Origin of the sequence: Nocardioides candidus, assembly GCF_041321175.1 — a bacterium.
Classification (GTDB): Bacteria; Actinomycetota; Actinomycetes; order Propionibacteriales; family Nocardioidaceae; genus Nocardioides.
Genome location: NZ_JBGGWC010000001.1, coordinates 278,725 through 300,079, shown reverse-complemented (window position 1 = coordinate 300,079; position 21,355 = coordinate 278,725). Strand labels below are relative to the sequence as shown.

23 protein-coding genes are annotated in these 21,355 nt (G+C 72.5%); 15 read left to right on the top strand and 8 right to left on the bottom strand.

Translation table 11 applies throughout. The features are described 5' to 3' along the window. Positions 1–16: 16 nt before the first annotated feature. On the top strand, positions 17–742 hold the full coding sequence (locus ACAX67_RS01470) for an amino acid ABC transporter ATP-binding protein (RefSeq protein WP_370703625.1): 726 nt from the start codon (positions 17–19) through the stop codon (positions 740–742). After that, positions 739–1,473, top strand: coding sequence for a 2-phosphosulfolactate phosphatase (locus ACAX67_RS01465; protein ID WP_370702040.1), 735 nt, complete (start codon positions 739–741; stop codon positions 1,471–1,473). Before ACAX67_RS01470 ends, ACAX67_RS01465 begins: the two co-directional genes overlap by 4 nt. A gap of 12 nt (positions 1,474–1,485) precedes the next feature. Here ACAX67_RS01465 and ACAX67_RS01460 read toward each other — a convergent pair whose 3' ends face one another. Together ACAX67_RS01460 and ACAX67_RS01455 are read right to left on the bottom strand one after the other, a co-directional pair. Then, positions 1,486–2,025 (bottom strand): CAP domain-containing protein, encoded by a 540-nt coding sequence (locus tag ACAX67_RS01460; RefSeq protein ID WP_370702039.1) that lies wholly within the window; start codon positions 2,023–2,025, stop codon positions 1,486–1,488. Between the two features lie 66 nt (positions 2,026–2,091). Next, positions 2,092–2,997, bottom strand: a complete 906-nt coding sequence (locus ACAX67_RS01455) for a hypothetical protein (protein WP_370702038.1) — start codon at positions 2,995–2,997, stop codon at positions 2,092–2,094. A 90-nt stretch (positions 2,998–3,087) separates the two neighbouring features. On the opposite strand from ACAX67_RS01455, the gene ACAX67_RS01450 reads away from it, so the two are divergent. Continuing rightward, positions 3,088–5,046: a M13 family metallopeptidase gene (locus tag ACAX67_RS01450; RefSeq protein WP_370702037.1), complete on the top strand. Its 1,959-nt coding sequence runs from the start codon at positions 3,088–3,090 to the stop codon at positions 5,044–5,046. 150 nt (positions 5,047–5,196) lie between these two features. Here the strand turns inward: ACAX67_RS01450 and ACAX67_RS01445 are convergent, their stop codons facing one another. After that, the gene (locus ACAX67_RS01445; protein WP_370702036.1) at positions 5,197–5,712 is read right to left on the bottom strand and encodes a DNA-binding protein; all 516 of its coding nucleotides are present in this window, start codon (positions 5,710–5,712) and stop codon (positions 5,197–5,199) included. Positions 5,713–5,814: 102 nt separating this feature from the next. Here ACAX67_RS01445 and ACAX67_RS01440 point away from each other — a divergent pair, with 102 nt between their 5' ends. Continuing rightward, complete coding sequence (locus ACAX67_RS01440; RefSeq protein ID WP_370702035.1) at positions 5,815–7,755, top strand: vWA domain-containing protein; 1,941 nt, start codon at positions 5,815–5,817, stop codon at positions 7,753–7,755. A 3-nt stretch (positions 7,756–7,758) separates the two neighbouring features. Here ACAX67_RS01440 and ACAX67_RS01435 read toward each other — a convergent pair whose 3' ends face one another. Further along, positions 7,759–8,373, bottom strand: coding sequence for a hypothetical protein (locus ACAX67_RS01435; protein ID WP_370702034.1), 615 nt, complete (start codon positions 8,371–8,373; stop codon positions 7,759–7,761). A 163-nt stretch (positions 8,374–8,536) separates the two neighbouring features. Between ACAX67_RS01435 and ACAX67_RS01430 the strand changes: the two genes are divergently transcribed. The 11 genes from ACAX67_RS01430 to ACAX67_RS01380 all read left to right on the top strand — a co-directional run bounded on the left by ACAX67_RS01430 (position 8,537) and on the right by ACAX67_RS01380 (position 18,218). Then, on the top strand, positions 8,537–9,391 hold the full coding sequence (locus ACAX67_RS01430; protein ID WP_370702033.1) for a hypothetical protein: 855 nt from the start codon (positions 8,537–8,539) through the stop codon (positions 9,389–9,391). Continuing rightward, on the top strand, positions 9,388–10,119 hold the full coding sequence (gene cpaB, locus ACAX67_RS01425) for a Flp pilus assembly protein CpaB (protein WP_370702032.1): 732 nt from the start codon (positions 9,388–9,390) through the stop codon (positions 10,117–10,119). Before ACAX67_RS01430 ends, cpaB begins: the two co-directional genes overlap by 4 nt. Next, a complete protein-coding gene (locus ACAX67_RS01420; protein ID WP_370702031.1) occupies positions 10,116–11,690 on the top strand; it encodes a CpaE/TadZ family protein in 1,575 nt (524 codons plus the stop codon). Before cpaB ends, ACAX67_RS01420 begins: the two co-directional genes overlap by 4 nt. Beyond that, complete coding sequence (locus ACAX67_RS01415; protein ID WP_370702030.1) at positions 11,687–12,028, top strand: TadE/TadG family type IV pilus assembly protein; 342 nt, start codon at positions 11,687–11,689, stop codon at positions 12,026–12,028. Before ACAX67_RS01420 ends, ACAX67_RS01415 begins: the two co-directional genes overlap by 4 nt. After that, a complete protein-coding gene (locus ACAX67_RS01410) occupies positions 12,025–13,383 on the top strand; it encodes a TadA family conjugal transfer-associated ATPase (RefSeq protein ID WP_370702029.1) in 1,359 nt (452 codons plus the stop codon). The genes ACAX67_RS01415 and ACAX67_RS01410 overlap by 4 nt, the downstream gene beginning before the upstream one ends. Further along, the gene (locus ACAX67_RS01405; protein ID WP_370702028.1) at positions 13,374–14,288 is read left to right on the top strand and encodes a type II secretion system F family protein; all 915 of its coding nucleotides are present in this window, start codon (positions 13,374–13,376) and stop codon (positions 14,286–14,288) included. The genes ACAX67_RS01410 and ACAX67_RS01405 overlap by 10 nt, the downstream gene beginning before the upstream one ends. Then, positions 14,285–15,196, top strand: a complete 912-nt coding sequence (locus ACAX67_RS01400; protein ID WP_370702027.1) for a type II secretion system F family protein — start codon at positions 14,285–14,287, stop codon at positions 15,194–15,196. Before ACAX67_RS01405 ends, ACAX67_RS01400 begins: the two co-directional genes overlap by 4 nt. Continuing rightward, positions 15,193–16,365: a sensor histidine kinase gene (locus ACAX67_RS01395; RefSeq protein WP_370702026.1), complete on the top strand. Its 1,173-nt coding sequence runs from the start codon at positions 15,193–15,195 to the stop codon at positions 16,363–16,365. Before ACAX67_RS01400 ends, ACAX67_RS01395 begins: the two co-directional genes overlap by 4 nt. Further along, positions 16,358–17,050, top strand: coding sequence for a response regulator (locus ACAX67_RS01390; protein WP_370702025.1), 693 nt, complete (start codon positions 16,358–16,360; stop codon positions 17,048–17,050). The genes ACAX67_RS01395 and ACAX67_RS01390 overlap by 8 nt, the downstream gene beginning before the upstream one ends. Positions 17,051–17,259: 209 nt before the next feature. Further along, positions 17,260–17,457 carry a hypothetical protein gene (locus ACAX67_RS01385; RefSeq protein ID WP_370702024.1) on the top strand — a complete coding sequence of 66 codons (198 nt, stop codon included), beginning with the start codon at positions 17,260–17,262 and terminating at the stop codon, positions 17,455–17,457. Positions 17,458–17,549: 92 nt separating this feature from the next. Then, entirely contained in the window at positions 17,550–18,218 is a 669-nt protein-coding gene (locus tag ACAX67_RS01380; protein ID WP_370702023.1) for a pilus assembly protein TadG-related protein, read from the top strand. A 12-nt stretch (positions 18,219–18,230) separates the two neighbouring features. Here the strand turns inward: ACAX67_RS01380 and ACAX67_RS01375 are convergent, their stop codons facing one another. The 4 genes from ACAX67_RS01375 to ACAX67_RS01360 form a co-directional block, all read right to left on the bottom strand. Continuing rightward, positions 18,231–18,782, bottom strand: coding sequence for a hypothetical protein (locus ACAX67_RS01375; RefSeq protein WP_370702022.1), 552 nt, complete (start codon positions 18,780–18,782; stop codon positions 18,231–18,233). Continuing rightward, complete coding sequence (locus tag ACAX67_RS01370) at positions 18,779–19,417, bottom strand: hypothetical protein (RefSeq protein WP_370702021.1); 639 nt, start codon at positions 19,415–19,417, stop codon at positions 18,779–18,781. The genes ACAX67_RS01375 and ACAX67_RS01370 overlap by 4 nt, the downstream gene beginning before the upstream one ends. Next, complete coding sequence (locus ACAX67_RS01365; protein WP_370702020.1) at positions 19,414–20,730, bottom strand: hypothetical protein; 1,317 nt, start codon at positions 20,728–20,730, stop codon at positions 19,414–19,416. The genes ACAX67_RS01370 and ACAX67_RS01365 overlap by 4 nt, the downstream gene beginning before the upstream one ends. A 192-nt stretch (positions 20,731–20,922) precedes the next feature. Then, positions 20,923–21,333, bottom strand: coding sequence for a hypothetical protein (locus ACAX67_RS01360; protein ID WP_370702019.1), 411 nt, complete (start codon positions 21,331–21,333; stop codon positions 20,923–20,925). Positions 21,334–21,355: the final 22 nt, after the last annotated feature.

Below are 21,355 nucleotides of genomic sequence, written 5' to 3'. Positions count from 1 at the left end.
CACCTCGGCTCCGGTGATGGAGGTGCGCGGCCTGCGCAAGGCGTACGGCGACCGCGTCGTCCTCGACGACGTCTCGCTGTCGATCGGGGCCGGTGACGTCGTGTGCCTGATCGGGGCGTCGGGCTCCGGCAAGTCGACGCTGCTGCGCTGCCTGGAGCTGCTGGAGGACATCGACGACGGCGTGATCGAGCTCGACGGGCGCGAGGTCTCCGACCCGATGGTCGACCCGCGGGAGGTGCGCCGCTCGATCGGCATGGTCTTCCAGGCCTACAACCTCTTCCCGCACCTGACGGTGCTCGCCAACTGCACGCTCGCGCCGCGCCGCGTGCACGGCGTCGCGAAGGCGGAGGCGGAGGCACGGGCCCGCGAGCTCCTCGTGCGGTTCGGGCTCGGCGACCACGTCGACAAGCACCCCGACCGGCTCTCGGGCGGCCAGCAGCAGCGCGCGGCGCTGGTGCGCGCGCTGTGCACCTCGCCCCGGCTGCTCCTGCTCGACGAGATCACCGCCGCGCTCGACCCCGAGCTGGTCGGCGAGGTGCTCGACATCGTGCGCGACCTCGCGGCGGGCGGCACGACGATGGTGCTCGCGACCCACGAGATGGGCTTCGCCCGCGAGATCGCGACGCGGGTGTGCTTCCTCGACGGCGGCCGGATCATCGAGTCGGGCCCGCCCGACGAGGTGCTCGTCGCGCCGAAGGAGCCCCGCACGCGCGAGTTCCTGCGGCGGGTGCTGCCCCAGTGATCGATCCTGCGCACGGGCAGGCGGGCTTCCAGGTCCGGCTCGACTGGGGCCCGACCGGCGGCGCCGCGGTCGCGACCGGCGCCGACGTCGCGGTAGTGGTGGACGTGCTGTCCTTCACGACGACCCTCTCGATCGCGGTGGCGCAGGGGACGCGGGTCCACCCGTTCCCCTGGAAGGACGCGCGGGCCGCGGACTTCGCTGCCGAGAAGCACGCGGTGCTGGCCGTCGGGCGGCTCGTGGCGCGCGGCCTCGTCGACCCGCCGCCGAGCCTCTCGCCGGCTCAGCTGCTCGGCGCGGCGCCCGTCGAGCGGCTGGTGCTGCCGTCGCCCAACGGGTCGACGATCTGCGCGGCGCTCGAGGGGGTCGTGGTCGTGGGGGCGTCGCTCCGCAACCGCGGTGCGGTCGCGCGGTGGCTGCAGCCGCGCATCGACGAGGGCGCGGTCGTCGCGTTCGTGCCGGCGGGCGAGCGGTGGCCCGACGGATCGCTGCGGCCCGCGCTCGAGGACCTGTGGGGCGCCGGCGCGGTCCTGGCCGCGCTCGACCTCGCCGGCAGGGACGTCAGCCCGGAGGCGCGGCATGCGTCGTCGTCGTACTCCACGGAGCTGGTGGACCTCGCGAGCGGACGCGAGCTCGCCGCGATCGGCTACGCCGCCGACGTCACCGTGGCCGCGCACCTCGACGTCGACGACGTCGTGCCGGTGCTCGGCGACGACGGGTTCGTCGCCGGCTGAGGCCCGTCGGGGCTAGCGGCGGCCGAAGTCCTGGGTCCAGTACGGCGTCCCGTCCGCCGCGCGCGCGAAGCCGACCCCGATGTCCTTGAAGCGACAGTCGAGGATGTTCCGGCGATGGATCGTGCTGTGCATCCATCCGTTCACCACTTGGGACGGCGTCGTGTAGCCGTAGGCGACGTTCTCGGCCGCCCGGGTCCAGTTGCGATAGCCGGCCGCCACGAAGCGATCGGTGAAGTACGCCTCGCCTGGGAGGCGGTGCGCGAGAGCGGAGTCCCACGCGTGGGACCCGAAGTAGTCGGCCATCCGCACGGAGTGGCGCTGGGCCGCACGCCCGAGCGCGGCGTTGCCGTTGAGGTTGCGGCAACCGTGGGCTCGGCGCTTGTTGTTGGTGATGTCGATGACCCGCTGGCGCACCGTGACCACCCGCGCGGCCGAGGTGCGGTGGGTCGAGGCGTGGTCCGCACCACCCGCCGGCACGCTGTGGGCGGACGGCAGCGGCACCGCCAGGAGGGCCGCCGCGCTGACGACGAGGGCTGCGAGGGTCGTACGCATCTCCTCAGTGTGGATCCACGTGCGGAGGCTGTCACTCGTTCGTCAGGATGAAGCCGGCGCTCGGCCTCAGCCACCCAGGCCGAGCACGTCGTCCCACTCCACGTCGTCGCTCGCGAGCAGTGCCGCGCCGACGTCGTCGGGGTCCGGCAGGTCGCCCTCCCCGTCGCGGTAGGTGGCCGTCAACGTGATCGAGCCGGCCGTAGCCGTCACCTGCTCCGGCTCGCCGTCGCGCTCGGTCACGACGTAGCCGTCAGCCTCGCGGCAGGTGACCGACCCGGGCACCTCGATGCACGGCTGCGTCGGCTCGACCGAGACCCACACCTCGAGGTGCGCGGCGTCGAACGAGGCGTTCCCGTCGGGGTGGAACAGCAGGTTGTAGCCGGTCGGCCGGCCGTCGGCGAGACTGCGCCCCTCGTACTCGCCCTCGAGGTCGCCGAGGTCCGGGAGCAGCGGCACCAGGCCCGCGTCCTCGAAGGCCGCGATCGCCTCGGCGTCGTCGCGGGCGTCGTCGACCTGCTGCCAGACCGTCGGGCCGATGGCGATCGCGAGGACCATGCCGCCGGAGCACAGCACTGCCGCGGCGCCCGTGGTGGCGGTGCCCGCGCTGTTGATGCCGAGTGCCGCGAGCGGCGTGACCACCGCGGCGGCGGTGAGGCCCGCGACCAGCGCGACCGCGGTGTCGTCGCCCGGGTCGCCCAGGAGCGCGACGACCTCGAGGGCCACGAGGGAGCCCAGCGCGAAGCAGCCCGCGGTGGCCACCGAGAGCGGCAGGCCGGCGGGCACCCCGGCCCACCGGAGGAGCAGGCCGAAGCCGACCGTGACCGCGACCCCGAGGAACACGCAGAGCCAGAGCCCGGCGTACGTCGTCGTGGCGATCGCAGCCCGGAGGGGCAGCAGCAGGAGGAGGGAGGTGAGCAGCGCGCCGAGGAGCTGTCGAGCGAGCGGGTCGGCGGCAGGAGTCGTGACCGGCATGTCGATGATCCTTCCGGCGCCGGTCCGGGCCAAACCTCCGGGGGCGGCGCCCGCACCTGGTCGCACCGGGGGTCGTCTACGCTCGGCGGGGTGAGCATCCTCGACGACGCCCGCGAGGGCATGGACACCGACATCCGGCCGCAGGACGACCTCTTCGGCCACGTGAACGGTCGCTGGCTGGTGGAGACGGAGATCCCGTCCGACCGCTCCAGCTGGGGCCCCTTCGTGCAGCTGGCCGACGTCTGCGAGCAGCAGGTGCGCGACATCATCACCGACGTCGCGGCGAGCGACAGCGGCGACGAGGAGTCGCGCAAGATCGCCGACCTCTACAACTCGTTCATGGACACCGAGCGCATCGCGACGCTCGGCATCGGTCCGATCCGGGCGCAGCTCGACGCGGCCTCCGGCCTGCGCGACGTCCGTGACCTGGCCGCCTACCTCGGCGAGTTCGAGCGGATCGGCGGCTACGGCGTGTTCGGCTCCTACGTCGACACCGACGACCGTAACTCCGAGCGCTACCTCTTCCACATCCTGCAGGGCGGCCTCGGCCTCCCCGACGAGAGCTACTACCGCGACGACAAGTTCGCCGAGATCCGCGACGCCTACGTCGCCTACCTCGGCCGGCTGCTCACCCTCGGCGAGCACCCCGACCCCGAGGGTGCGGCCCAGCGGATCCTGGCGCTCGACACCGAGCTGGCCAAGGGCCACTGGGAGCGGGCGGAGACGCGCGACGTGCAGAAGACCTACAACCTGCACACCGCCGAGGAGCTGAAGGCGCTGTGCCCGGCGTTCGACTGGGACGCCTACGTCACGAACCTCGGTGGGCACCTCACCGGTGAGCACGCGACGATCGCCGAGGTCTGCGTGCGCCAGCCGTCGTACCTCGAGCACCTCTCGACGGTCCTCACCGACACCCCGATGGAGACCTGGCGCGACTGGATGTACAGCCGCGTGCTGCGGTCCGCGGCGCCGTACCTCCCCGACGAGTTCGTCGAGACCAACTTCGACTTCTACGGCCGCACGCTGTCCGGCACGCCGGAGCTGCGCGCCCGCTGGAAGCGCGCGGTGTCCTTCGTCGAGGGCGCCGTCGGAGAGGCCGTCGGCAAGGAGTACGTCGCCCGGCACTTCCCGCCGGAGTCGAAGGCCCTGATGGACGACCTGGTCGCCAACCTGCTCGCCGCCTACCGCCAGTCGATCAGCCAGCTCGACTGGATGACGGAGTCGACCAAGGAGCGGGCCTACGAGAAGCTCGCGACCTTCCGCCCGAAGATCGCCTACCCCGACCGTTTCCGCGACTACTCGGGGCTCTCGGTTAGTGCGACCGACCTGATCGGCAACGCCCAGGCGTCCTCGGCGTTCGAGACCGACCGGCACCTGACGAAGATCGGCTCGCCGGTCGACCGCGACGAGTGGTTCATGCTGCCGCAGACCGTCAACGCCTACTACAACCCCGGCACCAACGAGATCTGCTTCCCCGCCGGCATCCTGCAGAAGCCGTTCTTCAGCCCCGACGCGCTCGCCGCGGAGAACTACGGCGGCATCGGGGCCGTGATCGGGCACGAGATCGGCCACGGGTTCGACGACCAGGGCGCGCAGTACGACGGCGCCGGCAACCTCAACGACTGGTGGACCCCCGACGACAAGGCCGCGTTCGAGGTGAAGTCGAAGACGCTCATCGAGCAGTACGACGGCTTCTCGCCCCGCAACCTGCCCGACGAGAAGGTCAACGGCGCCCTGACCGTCGGCGAGAACATCGGCGACCTGGGCGGCCTGACGATCGGCCACCGGGCGTTCGTCATCGCCGAGGAGGCGGCGGGCGGCGAGGCCTCGGCCGAGGACCGGCGCAAGCTGTTCATGAACTGGGCCTACGTGTGGCGCACCAAGCGCCGCTCCGAGCAGGAGCGGCAGTACCTCACGATCGACCCCCACAGCCCGCCGGAGTTCCGCGCCAACATCGTGCGCAACCTCGACGAGTTCCACGAGGTGTTCGAGACGACCGAGGGCGACGGCCTCTGGCTCGACCCCGGCGACCGCGTGCGGATCTGGTAGCCGGGCCGGCCGGGCGCTTAATTCCCTAAGCGCATCGCGGAAACCGTCGACACGGGGCGCGCCGGCTACTAAATTCTGTCGTGCCGCCGCAGGTGACCCGAGACGCCTGCGGCGGCATTCAGCTTTTTCGGGCCCCTCGGCACCGCCACCTCACAGGAGGTGGGCCACGCCCGCCAGGTGCCGGGCCGCGTCGTCGCGGGACCCGGTGCCGTAGATCCGCACCAGGTCGGCCAGGCCGGGCGCCACGTCCGCGAGCGCGCGGGCGGCGGCGTCGAGCTCACGGCCGGAGGCCACGGCGTGCAGCAGCCGTCGTACGACGTCGGCCGCGTCGGCCGGCGGGGTGGTCGCCTGCTGGCTGGTGGTGAGCGAGCTCCGGGTGTCGCGGATCTCGGACAGCCGCCTGGTGATCGCCTCCCGGGTCATCGACGGAGCCTCCTCGGTGAGCGCGAGGAGGGACTGCAGCCGGGAGAGCGCCTGGGGGTTGCCGATCTTCACCCGGTGCCCGCTCATCAGCTGCGAGAGCATCGCCGGGCTGAGCCCGAGGACGCCTGCGACGCGGGCCTGGGTCAGCCCGAGGCCGGTGGTGACCCGGCGGACGAGGTCGCCGACGGGCTCGCCGTACAACCGACGTTGCTCGGCCACCTTCTCCGGCTCGGCTTCGTTCACGGGAGCGAACGCTACGCCGAGGAAGTTCGCACCCGCAAGGTTGACGTTTGCAATTGCGAACCTCTAGCCTGGGCCGACCGCCCTTTCTCGGAGGAGGACGACATGCAACGGATGCACCGCACGATCTCGGGCACGGCCGCGCTGCTGCTCGCCGCAGGCTTCGCCGCCGGCGGCGCGGCGCCGGCCACCGCGGCGCCCCTGCCGCAGCACGCCGCCCCGCAGCAGGCCGCTCCCGACTACAGCCGGCTGATGCTGCTGCTCGACTCCTCGGGCTCGATGGCCGAGCCGGCCGGCGGGGGACAGACCAAGATCCAGGCCGCGAAGCAGGCCCTCGGCACGGTCATCGACCAGCTGCCCGACGACGCCCAGGTGGGCCTTCGGGTCTTCGGGGCGACGGTCTTCTCCCGCGGTGACGCCGGCGCGTGCACCGACAGCCAGCTGGCGGTGCCGCCCGGCACCGACAACCGCGACGAGCTCCGCGGCGCCGTCGCCGACTACAAGCCCTACGGCGAGACGCCCATCCCTTACGCGCTCGAGCAGGCGGCCGCCGACCTCGGCGACGAGGGCTCGCGCTCGATCGTGCTGGTCTCCGACGGTGAGTCGACCTGCTCGCCCGATCCCTGCGACGTCGCGCGCAAGCTCGCCGGCAAGGGCATCGACCTGCAGATCGACGTGGTGGGCCTCTCGGTGTCCGGCAAGGCCCGCGGCCAGCTCAAGTGCATCGCCGACGCCGGCCACGGCTCCTACTACGACGCCGACAGCGCCGACGACATCGAGGGCCACGTGACCCGGGTCGCCGAGCGCGCGCTGCGGCCCTTCACCCTGACCGGCACGCCGATCCAAGGTGGACCGGAGGCGACGCCCACCTCGATCACCGTGGGCGACTGGACCGACGAGCTCGGCCCGACGGGGAGCCCGGAGGAGTCGCGCAGCTTCGTCTTCGACCGCACCACCGACGGCTCGACCCTCCGCGTCGCGGCGCTGACCCAGGGCGAGAAGGGCGACGACGGGATCAAGGTCGAGATCGCCGGCCCCGACGGCGAGACGTGCAACGCCGGCCAGGTGACGCGCCAGTTCGACACCCGCGACATCCTCGCCGCCGAGGCGGTCGCGACCCCCGACATCGACGGCTGCGGCGCGCCGGGCGCCTACCGGATCACGGTGAGCCGGATGACCGGGGACCAGACCCAGGTGCCCTTCGGGCTCCGGGTGAGCGAGGAGCCGCCGGTCGACGACCCCGGCCCCGCTCCGACGAAGGACCCCGGACTCGTCCCGCCCCACGTGTCGGGCCCGGCGAGCGACGTCTCCGGCGGCGCGTCCTTCGCCAACGCCGACGAGATCGGCACCGGCAAGTGGTCGAGCACGCTGGTCCCGGGCGAGTCGCTGCTCTACGGGTTCCGGCTCGACTTCGGCCAGTCGGCGCGGATCAGTGTCGACTTCCCCGACGGCACGGCCGCGATGAAGGACGTCGTCGGCACCTCGCCGCCCGACGCCCGCCTCGGCCTCTTCAACCCGATGCAGGCCGCCGTGGCCTACCCGAAGCTCGGCCAGGTGCCGATCGGCTCGGTCGTCACCCAGCAGCGCACGCTCCTGACGGGCACCTCGACGGTCAGCCGCGGCGCTCTCGACGTCTCGCCCTACGTCGGCAGCGTCAACGGCGTGGAGGACACCTCCATGGCCGGCGAGTACTACCTCGGCGTCAGCATGCAGGCCGCCGACTACGACCTCGAGGTCCCCTTCACGATCAGCGTCGAGATCGTGGGCGAGCCCGTCGCCGGACCGACGTACGCCGACGGCGCGACCTGGAGCGTCGAGGACGGTGTCGCCGGGGGCGACACCACCGACGAGACCGACGACCCGAGCGCGAGCGCGTCGCCCGACGACGGCTCGGGCGGGCCGTCCGGCTCCGACGACTCCGACGACTCCGGCGGGTCGGGGACGACCGTCGCGGTCGCCGCGGTGGCGGGCGTCGGCGGGATCGCCGCCCTCGTCGCGGCCTTCCTGCTCTGGCGTCGCCGCGGCACCGGCGGCGCCGCGACCTGATCCCTAGTCGGAGCGGCGGCCGCGGCGCAGCCGACCGGGCAGCTCGACGATCGACGGGTGCACCAGCGCGCCTGCGATGAACACGAGCACGCCGAGGAGCGCGATCGCGATGGGCGTGAAGGGGGGCGCGTCGGAAGCGGGCCGCAGCCAGATCGGCGCGTAGGCCCCCGCGCCGGAGCAGGTGATTGCCGCCTCGTCGCCGGACCTGCCGAGCACCGCGACGGCCGCGATGGACTGGTCGTCGACGACCCGCGAGCCGTACGTCGTGAGGTCGTCGGGCTGCGGGGGCACGGCGAGGTCGCCCTCGGTGTGGCAGCCGACCTCGGTCAGCGCCGGCACCCGGCGCGGGTCGGCGACCTTCGCGTAGAGCACCCACGGCTGCTGGTAGAAGTGGGTGCCCGGGACCGCGGTCGTGCCGTCGGAGTCGATCTCGATCGGCACCGGCGGATCCGTGCGGGCGGTCGTGACGCCGTACCCGATGGTGGCGCCGCCGGCCACGAGCAGCACGACGCCGGCGATGCTCCGGCGACGGCGGATCGCCGTGGAGTCCTGGAGGCGCTGCCGCCGGTTCGACCCCGAACCACCGAACAGCTCCCGTGCGCGGCGCGCGAGCGACATCCTCACCCCTGAGTGGCCCTTGAGGACCGTGCCCGGTGCCACCTGCCCGTTGGCTGATCCACGGCCATCGTCTACGATACCGGCGCGCGCTCGGGGGCGTGCGGTCGGGCGCTCGGGGACCCTCCTTGGTTGACTTGGCCTCAACTCGGGTAGGGGTGGCTGCATGACCTTGTTCGTCTCGGTGCTGGGTCTCCGACCTCGGGCCACCATCGGTGGAGTCGCGCAGTGGGGCGCCTGGCAGGTGCTCCCCCTCGGTGATCCGACCGTGCTCGCGGAGCACCCCGGTGTCCACCAGCCCGACATCCGCCACGTCCTCCTGCTCACCCCGACCAGCGAGGTCGATCGCGCCCGGATCGCCGCGGCGACGATCGGTGCGGTCCGTCCCGACCTCGCGGTCCGCGTCGAGCCGGTCCCCGCCTCGCCCGCCGCGCTGGTGCGCGCTGTCGAGCGGGTGCCGTCGGTGCTGACCAAGGCGACCGCCGTGCACGCCTCGATCGGTGCCGCGTTGACCACCATCACGTGGGGCGCCTGGCTCGCCTCGGTCGCGCGCCTCGACACCCCCTCGCCGAGCCTGGGCCAGCACGTCTCCTCGTGGTTCACCCGCGGCGCCGGGTTCCTGGGCGTCCACGGATCGCCCGGGTGGGTGGGCAAGCTGCCGATGTCCCAGGTCGACCCCTCGCGCCGTCTCCAGCGGCCGCACGGCGGACACCTCGACCAGGGCTTCGAGTGCCACGCCTTCGGCGAGCTGCCCGAGCACGCGATCGCGGCGTTGTTCTCGATGGGGCTCACCACCCGTCCGGTGCGCCGTGAGCCCGTCGCCGACGTGAAGCCCGCCTGGGGCACGGCCAAGGCCGTCGAGTTCGTGATCAACCCCGTCATGCCGATCGGGCTGCCGGCACCCAGCGGGCTGTGCCCCGCGTGCTCGGAGCCGGTCATCGGCGCCCACTGCCCGTTCTGCCGCGTGGCGCCCACCGTCAGCCGACGCGTCGCGCTCGAGCCCCAAGGAGCCGTCCGTTGAACCCCCGCCAGCGTCGAGGCGTCCTCTTCCTGCTCGCCGCGGCGGCCCTCGCCGTCGCCGTCTTCGTCGCGGTGAGCAGCTACGTCTCGCAGGTGGAGAGCCAGGTCGGACCGAAGATCACCGTCTACCAGGTCACCCAGCCGGTCGACCCCTACAGCCCGCTCGGCGCCTCCAACGTCGAGGCGATCGAGGTGCCGCGACGCTGGGCCGCGCCGACCGCGATCACCAGCCTGCGCGAGCTCGAGGGCCGCCGGGTCGGGTTCCAGCTCGCCACCGGCACGATCGTCACCTCCGACATGCTGATCCCGTCGACCGACCTCGACCCGACCGAGCGCGAGATCGCGATCAACGTCGACAGCGTGACCGGCGTCGCGGGCCGCGTCCGGCCCGGTGACCGGGTCGACATCGTCGCGGTCTTCTCCGAGGTCCCGGGTCTGCCGAAGCAGGTGCGGGTGCTCGTGCGCAACGTCCGCATCGTGTCCATCGGCGGTCGTCAGACCGTGCCCGACGACACGGCCGACACGGCGGGCGAGACCCAGGACATCGTCCCGGTGACGCTGGCCCTCAAGCCCAAGGACTCCCTCGCCGTGACCTACGCAGGGGCGTTCGCCGAGGAGGTCCGGCTCGTGGCGCTGCCCGGCGACGTCGGCACCAACCGGTCCCAGGAGGTCGACGAGTACGACGCCGGCGACCTCGGCGGCAAGGCGATCCCCGAGGAGGCCCAGTGACCAAGGTGGTGGTCGGCGCGGCCGACCAGGCGATCATCAGCGAGCTGCGCGGGATGGCGACCGAGATCGAGGGCGCGGAGATCATCTCCTACCTCGAGTCCACGACCGAGCTGTCGGCCTACGTCGCCCGGGTGCGCCCCGACGTGGTGCTGCTGCACGACCGGCTCGGCCCGCAGGCCACCGCCGACGTCGTACGCGAGGTCACCTTCCGATCGCCGGCGACGAGCGTCCTGGTCGTCAACACCAAGGGTGATCTCGGCGGGGCGATCGGTGCGATGGAGGCCGGTGCCAAGGGCGTCCTCTCCTACCCGCTCGCCTTCGACGACCTGCTGTCGAAGTTCGAGGCGGCGCGGGGCTGGTCCGAGCGGATGTCGGGCCTGCTGACCGGTGCGGTCGCCGACTCCGCGCGCGAGCTGGGCCGTCACGGCCGGCTGACCGTCGTCGCAGGAGCGAAGGGCGGCGTCGGTGCCACCACGGTGGCGACCCACATGGCGATCGACCTCCAGCGCAAGGTGGCCGGGATCAAGGTCTGCCTGGTCGACCTCGACCTCCAGGCCGGCGACGTCTCGGCGATCCTCGACGCGCGGCGCCGGGTGTCGATCGCCGACGTCGCCAAGGTGTCCCAGGACCTGTCGGCCTCCACCATCCTCGACGCGCTGGTCGAGCACGAGTCCGGCATCTCCCTGCTGCTCACGCCGGTGCAGGTCGCCGAGACCGAGCACGTCACCGCCAGCGCGGTGCGCGCGATCCTCAGCCTGCTGCGCCAGGAGTTCGACGTGATCCTCGTCGACGGCGGGTCGCACGCGACGCCCGCACAGGCCGCGGCGGTGGAGGTCGCCGACGAGGTCGTCGTCGTCGTCACCCCCGACGTGCTCGCCATGCGCTCCTACCGCCGCACCGTCGAGGCGTGGGAGAGCCTCGGCGTGCGGGCGGAGCAGGAGCTGCACGTCCTGGTCAACCGCGTCTCCCGCGACGACGTGCTCAACATGGACGCTCTCGGGCGGCTCACCTCGGCGCGGCTGGTCGGCACGCCGCTCCCCGCGATGTTCCGCCGCCTCGAGCGCGGCATCAACGCCCGCAACCCCGACGAGGTCAACGAGGCGTCGTGGTGGAAGGGCCTCGAGCGCATCGGCGGTGAGATCGGCGTCCACGGCGCCCCGACGCGCACCGGCCCGTCGCCGACCTCCTCGAAGGACAAGCCCAAGCGACGCCGCGGCACCCGCGCCAAGGTGCGCAGCGAGGCCGGCCAGGTCGCGGTGGAGACCGTCGCGCTCGTCCCGCTGGTCATCTTCGTCTGCCTGCTCGTCTGGCAGCTGGGCCTCACCGCCCTCAGCCTGTCGTGGGCCGGCAACGCCGCCAACGCCGCGGCCCGCGAGTACGCCGTCAGCGGCGACCTCGGCAAGGCCAACGAGGCGGCGCGCGACGCGCTCCCCTCCGGGATGCGCGATGCGGTCAGGGTCGCCGTCGACGGCGACTCCGTGCGGGTCGTGACCCAGGTGCCCGTGCTGTGCACCGGGTGCGGCGGGCTCGGCGAGATCAGCCAGTCCTCCCACGTCGTGGAGGAGCCGTGAGCCGCCGGCGCAGCGAGCGCGGCACGGTCTCGATCGAGGTCGTGATCCTGGTGCCGCTCCTGGTGCTCATCGCCCTGCTCACGCTGCAGCTCGGCGCCGCGGCGTGGACCGTCGCCCAGACGCAGGAGGCCGCCCGGCAGGCGGCGCGGGCCCAGAGCCTGGGGCAGGACCCGGAGGAGGCGGCGCGCGGGGCGCTCCCCGGGGGCATCGACCTGGTCGACGTCGACGCGGACGCGGCGGCGGGCCGGGTGACGGTGCGGACCGGCATCCCGATGATCTTCGGCATCCTGCCGCTCGACGACGTCACCCGCAGTGCGACCATCCGGAGCACCCCGTGACCGACGGCTACCTCGGGTTCGCGGGGGTCGGCCCCGGCACGGCGGGGCCGTCGGCCGGCGAGAGCTCCGACGAGGCCCTCGTACGACGCCTCAAGCGCCTCCTGCTGGAGGAGGTCGACCTCCACGAGCTCGGGCGGCTCGACGAGGCCACCCGCCGCACGCGTCTGGAGCGGGTCCTCAACCACCTGGTCTCGCGCGAGGGCATCATCCTCAGCACCCGCGAGCGCACCAGCCTCGTGCGGCGCGTGGTCGACGAGGCGGTCGGTCTCGGCGTGCTCGAGCCGATCCTGGCCGACCCGTCGGTCAGCGAGATCATGATCAACGGCCACGACACCGTCTACGTCGAGAAGTTCGGCGTGCTGGAGCGGATCCCGTCGGGTTTCACCAGCAACGAGCAGCTGCTGCAGACCATCGACCGCATCGTGTCGACGGTCAACCGGCGCGTCGACGAGTCCAGCCCGATGGTCGACGCCCGGCTCCCACCCGACGCCCGGCTCCCGCGCGGTGCCCGCGTCAACGTCGTGCTCCCGCCGCTGGCGCTGCGTGGGCCGACGGTGACGATCCGGCTGTTCCCGCGCCGCTACGGCATGGACGAGCTGATGGCCCGCGGCGCCGTCGACAAGGCGACCGCCGAGCTGCTGGCCGCGGCGGTCCGGGCGCGTCTCAACATCGTCGTGTCCGGCGGCACGGCCTCGGGCAAGACGACGATGCTCAACGCGCTGTCGGCCTACATCCCGGAGCACGAGCGCATCGTCACGATCGAGGACGCGGCGGAGCTCTCGCTCGCGCAGGAGCACGTCGTCCAGCTCGAGACCCGCCCGGCCAACGTCGAGGGCCGCGGGGCGATCACGATCCGCGACCTGGTGCGCAACTCGCTGCGCATGCGGCCCGACCGCATCGTCGTCGGCGAGGTCCGCGGCGGCGAGGCGCTCGACATGCTCCAGGCGATGAACACCGGTCACGAGGGCTCCCTGACGACGGTGCACGCCAACACCACCGACGACGCGCTGTCGCGGATGGAGACGCTGGCCTCCCTGTCGGAGGTGGAGATCCCCTTCCACGCCCTGCGCGACCAGGTGAACTCCTCGATCGACCTCATCGTGCAGCTCGTGCGCGGTCCCGACGGCACCCGGCGCGTCGTCGAGGTGGCCTACCTGTCCTCGCGGCGCCGTGAGGAGTTCGCCCTCAGCCGCATCGTCCACTGGGACAACCCGCTGCGCGCGTTCGTGCGGCACCCCCTCCACCACCAGCTCGCGGCGCGGCTCGTCGAACGCGGCGAGGAGCTCCCGGACGGGTTCGTCGTCGCCGACGAGCACAGCGGCGTGGACGCCGGGGGAGGGGTGGCATGGTCCTGATCGCTCTCGGGTCGATCGGCGCGGTGATGCTCGCGCTGGTCGGGATCAGCCAGTTCGCCAGCCTGGCCGGCGAACGGCGCCGGATCGTCGCGGCCGCGGCCGGCTTCGCCGACGAGGAGGAGCCGTTCCTCGACCGGCTCAACCGGACGTTCCGGTCCACCCGGCTCGGCGGCTGGGTCGAGCGCGAGCTGGTGCTCGCCGGCATTCGCCAGCGTCCCATCGTGGTCTTCCTCGTGGCGGCGGCCTTCGGCGTCACGGTCGCCTACGTGCTGTGGACGGCGCTGGCGCCGGTCTTCGGCCTGATCGGGCTCGCGAGCGGCGGCTTCGCGTTGCGCGCCTACATCCGCCGGGCCAAGGACCGTCGGCTCGAGGCGTTCATCGTGCAGATGCCCGAGCTGGCGCGGGTGCTCGCCAACGCCACCAACGCCGGCCTGTCGATCTCGACGGCGATCGGCATCGCCGGCGACGAGCTCGCCGACCCCGCCCGCTCGGAGCTGCAGAAGGTCTCCAACGCCATCAAGTTCGGCGCCGACCTGGAGTCGGCGCTCGACGACATGGAGCGGCGGCTGCCCTCGCGGGAGGTCGCCGTCCTCATCTCCACCCTCGTCGTGAGCGCCCGCAGCGGCGGCTCGCTGGTCACCTCCCTGCGCGACATCGCCGACACCCTGGAGGCCCGCAAGGAGACGCGGCGCGAGATCAAGACGACGCTCGCCCAGTCGGTCGCGACCGGATACCTCGTGATCGTCATGGGCTTCGGCATGCTCTTCATGCTCAACGTGATCCAGCCGGGCTCCGTGGAGGCGATGACCTCCCACGTCGTGGGCCAGCTCGCGCTGGTGATCTCCGGGTCGCTCTTCACGCTCGGGTTCTACCTCATCCGCCGGATGACGAGGTTCGAGCTGTGACGCCCACGATCATGCTCCCCGGCCTGGCGCTCGCCGTCGCCGCGCTGCTGGCCGCGCACGGCTACCGGCTGCTGCGGGCCGACCCCGCGGAGGGGTTGGGGCTCGAGGAGCTCATGGTCCTGCGCCGCGAGCAGCGCCGGGAGGCCCGGGGCGAGGGCCCGCTCGGGCGGCTCGCGACGAGGCTCGCCCCGACGGTGCGCCGCCGGATCCCCCAGCGGGTGCTGACCTGGCTGCAGACCCAGGTGGACCTGGCCGGGCGACCCGACGGCCTGACCGTCGACGGCGTGATCCGCGGCATCCTGGTGTGGGCGCTGCTGCTCTCGCCGGCCGCGCTGATCTTCCTCTCCACCGGCAACCTCGTCGGCTTCATCTTCTGCATCATCGCGGCGCCGATCCTGCCCCTCGCCCGCCTGGACCGGCAGCGCCGCCTGCGGCGGGAGGCCCTCGACCGCGACCTGCCCGACTTCCTCGACATCCTCGCGGTCACCGTGACCGCCGGCGTCGGCTTCCGGGCTGCGCTCATGCGGGTCTCCGAGCGGTTCGAGGGCGTGCTGGCGACCGAGATGCAGCTCGCCCTGAGCCAGGTCCAGCACGGTGCGTCCCTCCGCGGCGCCTTCGAGCAGCTGCGCGACCGCAGCGACAGCGAGGCGCTGGCGGAGTTCGTCACCGCGTTCCTCCAGTCCGACGAGCTCGGTGCGCCGCTCGTCGAGGCGCTCAACCAGATCGCGCTCGACCAGCGTCGCGAGGCCGCGCAGCGACTGCGGCGCAAGGCCGCCCGGGTCGCGCCGCGCGTCACGCTCGTCACCAGCCTGGTGCTCGTCCCCGGGACCCTGATCGTGCTGCTCGTCGGGCTGATCCTGGGTTCCGGGATCGACTTCGGCAGCATCTTCGGGGGGTTCAAGGGATGACGGAGCTCGTGGTCACCTCCGAGATCCACGCACTGGTGCGGGTCTCCTACCTCCTGCGCATGTTGACGCTGCTCGTCTGCATGCTCGGCTTCGTCGACCAGGCCCTCGCTCCCGAGGCCGTGGTGGCGATCATCTTCCTGACCCTGACGAGCATGGCGGGCATCTCGATCCCCAGCGCGCCGGAGGTGCTCGACAAGCACCCGATCCTCGTCGTGCTCGACGGCTTGCTGATGACGGCCCTGATGGTCGCCCTCGGCACGGACAACCCCCTGGTCCTCGGCGCCCTGAGCAGCTGCGTGGTCCTCGGCGTGGTGCTGCCGCTGGTGCCCGCCGTGCTGTCGACCTTCGTGATGGTCGCGGGCTACCTGACCGCGTCGCTGTCCGACCACAGCCAGGAGCGCATGTTCATGAGCGACTTCGGCTACCCGATCACGTTCATCTCGGTCGTCGCGATCGGTCAGGTGTTCCGGGTCCTCGCGCAGCGCAAGCGTCAGTCCGAGCGGGCGATGGCCGACCTGGTCACCGGCGCGGCGGCGGCCGCTGAGCGGGCCCGGTTGGCCCGCGAGCTGCACGACAGCACGGCGAAGACTCTCCAGGGGATGGTGCTGACCGCGCGCTCCCTCGACCACTGGATCGAGCACGACCCCACGCGCGCGGCCACCGAGGCCAAGGAGCTCGCGGAGTCGGCGGACGAGGCCGTCGTACGCCTGCGATCGCTGTTGTCGACGCTGCGTCAGGACGACAACGAGCAGGCCTTCCACGAGTCGCTCGCGACGTTGGCGCGCGACGGCACGCAGGGCACCGGCGTCCGGCTGAAGCTCGACCTCGACCCGGTGACCGTCTCGGCGCCGGGCGTGCGCTACGAGCTGCTCGCTGCAGCGCGTGAGGCCATCGCCAACGCGGTGACCCACTCGGGCGCCGACCAGGTGACCGTCGCGCTGTCCAGCGAGGAGGAGGAGCTGTGCATCGAGGTCGTCGACCAGGGGCGGGGCTTCTCGTTGGACATCCTGCCCGGGCGCGAGCTCGACGGGCACTTCGGCGTGCGGGGCTACTCCGAGCGACTGGCGCTGATCGGCGGCGCGGCCGAGGTGACCAGCCGGCCGGGGAAGGGCACGCGGGTCAAGCTCGTCGCGCCGTTGATGGGACTGAGGGAGGAAGCACGTGGTTGAGGACCTGACGATCCCCCTGCCGGAGCGCTCGGACGCGCCGACGCGGGTGCTGATCGTGGACGACAACCCGGTGGTCCGCAAGGGGCTGCGCAGCCTGTTGGAGACCTCCGAGCGCATCGAGGTGGTCGGCGAGGCCAGCGACGGGATCCTGGCCGAGTCGATGGTGCACACCCTGCGCCCCGAGATCGTGCTGCTCGACGTGCGGATGCCGCGCCGTGACGGCGTGCAGACCGCGCAGGCGATCGCCGGTCTGACGACGGTGATCATGATGACCTTCACCGACGAGCCCGAGCACATCCGGGCCGCGCTGGCGGCCGGAGCGAGCGGCTACCTGGTGCACGGCTCGTTCGACGCCGACTCGCTGGTGCACACCATCCTGGGCGCCGCCCTCGGTGCCGGCGCCTTCTCGCGCCAGGCGCTCGAGGCGATCCGCGCGACGGGCCTGAGCGCCAGCGACCCGGAGGCCGAGCGCCGGAAGCGGCAGGAGAGGTTCGGCCTCAGCGACCGGCAGGGTGAGCTGATGGAGCTCATCGTGCAGGGCAAGTCCAACGGCCAGATCGCCGGCGAGCTGTTCCTGGCCGAGAAGACGGTGAAGAACCACGTCAACGCGATCTTCGGCAAGCTCGTCGTGACCAACCGGGCGGAGGCGATCGCACTGTGGATGGGCACCAACGACCCCACCTGACCCGCCCGGGGGAGGGCCTCGGAGTGGGCCTGCCGGTGGGCCTGGGGTTGGGCCCCACGTTGGGCCCCGGGGCCCCCGGCCGGGGAGCCGTTCGCGGATAACTTTCATGTTGTCGCCAGGGGGGCGACAGGCACCACCACCACACACAGGCTTGCGGCCCACCATCTCGGGGGTCGGGCCGCTCTCGGAGAAGAAAGAAGCTGATCACCATGGAGAAGTTCCTCACCCTGATGCTGGCCCTGCAGACCCGTGTCGCCGAGCGCGACGAGAAGGGGCAGGGCACGCTGGAGTACGTCGGCATGATCGTCGTCGCCGCGCTGCTCGCCGCCGCCGTGATCGCCGCCGCCCGCGGCGTCGACCTCGGCAGCGTCTTCACCGACGCCGTCAACTCGGTCATCGGTGGCTGACCAGCCGCACTGACCCCCAGCGGGCCCCGGGACTCCCCGGGGCCCGCTATCGGCATGTCACGGCAGGTCGCTCCGGAGGACGGAAGGGCACCATGAACAGATCTCGGGACGCGCGGCCGCGGGACCAACGCGGCCAGGTCACCACGATGCTCGTCATCGTCGTCAGCGCCACGCTCCTCGCGGTGGGACTGCTCGGCATCGTGCTCATCGGCCGGGCCGTCGACGACAAGACCAAGGCGCAGACGGCCGCCGACGCCGCCGCCCTGGCGGGCGCCGGCGTGCTGAGCGACGCCCTGCCCAACCTCGTCGGGCTGCTCAACTCGCTCAACGACAACCTGGCCGCGCACGTCGGGTGCGACCTGGGGCGTGAGTCGGCGGAGGAGTACGCCGCCAAGAACGGCGCGACCCTGACCGACTACTGCTTCGACCTCGCCTCGGGCCGGGTCTCCGCGTCGGTGCGGATGAACGCGCCGGTCAGCGACGACGTCGGTCCGGCCGAGGCCTCGGCCGTCGCCTCGACCGGCCTCGACCTCTCCGGCTGCGGCTTCTCCGACCCCCAGCCTCCCGACGAGACCGACGACCCGGAGCCGACCGACGAGCCGACCGACGGTCCGCCCCCGCCGCCTCCGCCGCCGCCGGACACGACGACCTCCTTCGACTGCGGTCCGCTCCAGGTGGACTTCGTCATCGACGGCGAGACCGGCGCGCTGCACGTGTCGCACGTCGACCTCGACGGCCTCGAGCCCAGCCTGGTCGAGTAGCGGAGCGCGTCGTCAGGCGCGTCGGCGGAAGGCGAGGAGGCCGACCACGCCGACGACCAGGAAGAGCAGCGCGCCGGCGCCGGCGACGACCCGCACGGCGAGCGCTGCACTCCCGAACGTCGCGGGCCGCGACACGGCCAGCGGTTCCGCCGACGTGGCGTCGGAGCAGGCGAGCCGGGCACCATCCGGGTAGCTCTTGACCTCGAAGAGCGGCTGCAGCCGCCGGCCGTCGACCGTGACCCCGGGCGTGCCGGCCCGCAGCACCGCGAGGTCGGACAGCTTCGCCGTGCTCAGCTCGTCGCCGTCCTCGCTGAGGAGGGCGCAGCCGAGGTCGGAGGGCGGTGTGCTCGGCGAGTCGGCGACGCCGTACACGACGACGGAGCCGCCGAGGGGACCCGCGTCGGGCAGCGAGTACGACGTCGGGTCGTCGACCACCGTCACGTCGGCCGAGGACGGGTCACCGGAGTCGATGAGCAGCGCGGCCAGCACCAGCGGCACCACCGCGACCAGGCACAGCGCCGCGCCGAGGCGCAGCATCGTGACCTGGGCCGAGGAGAGCCTCATGCTCCGGAGCTCGGCTGGAAGGTGCGCAGGATCCGGCTCACCTCGGACGTCTCGAACTCCGCGGCGGGCGCGAAGGCGACGACGTTGATGATCAGGTCGTCGTCGACCTGCCACATCAGCTGCCAGTAGGTCACCTGGACGTCGCTGGTGCGCCGGCCGGCCTGGGCCTCGTCCCACGTCACGAGGAAGGCCTGCTGGCCGTCGGGTGCGTCGAGCCGGTAGCGGTGGACGGTGCTCTCCTCGTCCTTGTCGCCGGCGGCCTTCCACGTCTCGAGCGCGAAGGACTGCTCCTCGGCGTCCTTGGCCGGCTCGACGTCGCGGATCACGACCACGCGCTGCGGCACCTGCTGGACGCTCGACGGCTTCTCGAGCACCAGGCGCGGCTCCCCGTTGGGGCTGGTCGACGTCTGCTGCTGGAACTCCCCGGGAGCGGCGATGGTGAAGCCGCTCCCCTCGATCGTGGAGTAGTCGGACGGCGGGTCGAGCTGGTCGACGTCGATCGTCGGCTCCTCGGTGACGGCGTAGGGGTCGCGCTGCTGCGCGCCCCCGTCGCTGCTGGACGCATCGGCGCCGCATCCCGACAGGGGGAGCGCGACGAGCAGGGTGGTGACGAGCGTCGCCAGACCGCGGTTCATGCGGCGCATTCCTCCCAGTCGACCCATTGGGTGCCGTCCCAGTATTGCGCCCCGGTCACGGAGAGCGAGTCGGTCTGCACGTCGACACCGGCGCCGAGCTCGACGCCCAGCTCGCCCTCGGCCTTGACGCCGTAGGTGCTGGAGTCGGCGTCGTAGTCGGTCTGGGTGACGGTGCCGCGGTCGCGGGCGACCTCGTAGAAGTTCCCGGCGGTCCCGGGCGCGCCGGGCAGGCCCGGCGGGACCCAGCCGTTGACGCCGGCGATGCCGAGCGCGAGGAGGTGGTCGGCGACGACCTGCTCGTCGGCGTCGCTCTCGATGTCGAGCGTGGACTGGTAGATCCGGTAGCCGCTGGCCTGGTTGTCGCCGCTCCCGTCGAGCTGGCCGTTGAAGATCGCGGCGGCCAGGCCGCTGGCCTCGCCCTGCGCGACGGCCGTCGACTGGTAGCGCACCATGTTGCCCTCGCTGTCGAAGGTGATCGCCTCCAGCACCTCGACCTTGCCCTCCAGGCCGGCCCCGTTGCGGCCGATGCCGCCGTCGGTGCCGACGGAGAGCGACTCGTAGCCGGCCTCGCCCTCGACACTGGCCTTGAGGTAGACGGTCGTGGTGCCGTCGCGGTTCTTGCGGACACCGAGCGCGACCGCCTCGCCGATGCCGGCGCTGGCCGACGTCGTCAGCCCGGTGGCCTCAGCGCTGGCGTTGAGCGAGACCCCGCCCTCGGCGAACGTCTCGTCGGGGTCGGGCAGGTCGCTCTCGCCGACGCCGGTCAGGTCGCTGAGCTGGTCGATGCCCCAGCGGATCGGGCCGCCGTCGCCCACGGCGACGTCCTTGACCTGGTCGGCGGTGATGGCGTCGAGCAGGCCCTGGATGCCGTCCTGGTCGGTGTAGTAGACGTCGCCGTCCTTGATGTCGAGCGAGGCGCTGGCCTCGGCGGTCGCGCTGCCGCCGTACTCGTCGTCGCCGACGGAGACAGTGATGCCGCCGCCGACCCCGGCCTCCACGCCGCCGCTGGCCGACTGGCTGACCGTGACGCGGTACTCGCCGTTGCTCAGCTTCTGCACCTCGACCCGGCGTCCGTCGGAGGTCGTGAAGAACAGCACGGCGACCTCGGCGTTGGCCTCGATGCCGTCCTGCGTCACCACGCAGGGGTCCTCGGGCTTGTGGGCCTCCGGGCTGGTCGACGGCGCCTCGCACGGACCCTGTCCGGCGGTGACGACCTGGCAGACCGCGTAGGAGAACGTCTCACCGAGGATCTTGCCCTGCGGTGTCGCGGCGACGATCACGGCGACCGCGAGCAGCGCCGCGACGATCGTCATGGCGACCGTCTCGAGGCTGGCCGCGCCGCCTTCGTCGCGTGTCCTGGACCCGAGCATCCTGGGCTCCCCCTGTCGGTGCGTCCGGACGTCCGGACGGCGCAACACCACGTTGCCCGAGAAGGATCTCGCGGCGCGCCGCCGGTCGCCTGGGCCCACAGGCCCCGGTGCGGGCCCACTGTCGGTCACGCCGGATCACGCCTGCTGGTAGGGCTGGTAGGGCAGGGGCGCGTCCTGCGGCTCGGTGGTCCGCGCGGCGACCACCACCACGGCCACCCAGAGGATCGCGTCGAGGAGGGCGGTCACCCACCCCGGGTCGACGACAGCCTGTGCCAGGAGGCCGCGCCCGACCCAGGCGGGCGGGAAGAGCGCGTAGGACACCACCGCGGAGACCAGCACCGCCGGGAGCAGGCCCGCTCCGGCGTAGGCTCGGCGGACCATCACTCGGGTGAGGAACACGAGGAATCCCATGCACAACAGGGTCCGCACGATCACGATCGCCGTGACGTTGCCTGCCGGCAGCAGGAGTACGACGGCGACGACCCACGCGACGAGGGCGCACCCCGTGAGGCTCGGCGTGAGCCGCGCGGCCAAGCGGACGTCCATGGTCCCCCCGAGAAGAAGAAGC

Coding starts and splice junctions, on each gene's coding strand:
- ACAX67_RS01435 (WP_370702034.1), bottom strand. CDS start 8,373: ATGTCGCTCGCGCGCCGCGCACGGGAGCTGTTCGGTGGTTCGGGGTCG.
- ACAX67_RS01440 (WP_370702035.1), top strand. CDS start 5,815: ATGCAACGGATGCACCGCACGATCTCGGGCACGGCCGCGCTGCTGCTC.
- ACAX67_RS01380 (WP_370702023.1), top strand. CDS start 17,550: ATGAACAGATCTCGGGACGCGCGGCCGCGGGACCAACGCGGCCAGGTC.
- ACAX67_RS01470 (WP_370703625.1), top strand. CDS start 17: ATGGAGGTGCGCGGCCTGCGCAAGGCGTACGGCGACCGCGTCGTCCTC.
- ACAX67_RS01360 (WP_370702019.1), bottom strand. CDS start 21,333: ATGGACGTCCGCTTGGCCGCGCGGCTCACGCCGAGCCTCACGGGGTGC.
- ACAX67_RS01370 (WP_370702021.1), bottom strand. CDS start 19,417: ATGAACCGCGGTCTGGCGACGCTCGTCACCACCCTGCTCGTCGCGCTC.
- ACAX67_RS01375 (WP_370702022.1), bottom strand. CDS start 18,782: ATGAGGCTCTCCTCGGCCCAGGTCACGATGCTGCGCCTCGGCGCGGCG.
- ACAX67_RS01460 (WP_370702039.1), bottom strand. CDS start 2,025: ATGCGTACGACCCTCGCAGCCCTCGTCGTCAGCGCGGCGGCCCTCCTG.
- ACAX67_RS01430 (WP_370702033.1), top strand. CDS start 8,537: ATGACCTTGTTCGTCTCGGTGCTGGGTCTCCGACCTCGGGCCACCATC.
- ACAX67_RS01405 (WP_370702028.1), top strand. CDS start 13,374: ATGGTCCTGATCGCTCTCGGGTCGATCGGCGCGGTGATGCTCGCGCTG.
- ACAX67_RS01365 (WP_370702020.1), bottom strand. CDS start 20,730: ATGACGATCGTCGCGGCGCTGCTCGCGGTCGCCGTGATCGTCGCCGCG.
- ACAX67_RS01385 (WP_370702024.1), top strand. CDS start 17,260: ATGGAGAAGTTCCTCACCCTGATGCTGGCCCTGCAGACCCGTGTCGCC.
- ACAX67_RS01395 (WP_370702026.1), top strand. CDS start 15,193: ATGACGGAGCTCGTGGTCACCTCCGAGATCCACGCACTGGTGCGGGTC.
- ACAX67_RS01455 (WP_370702038.1), bottom strand. CDS start 2,997: ATGCCGGTCACGACTCCTGCCGCCGACCCGCTCGCTCGACAGCTCCTC.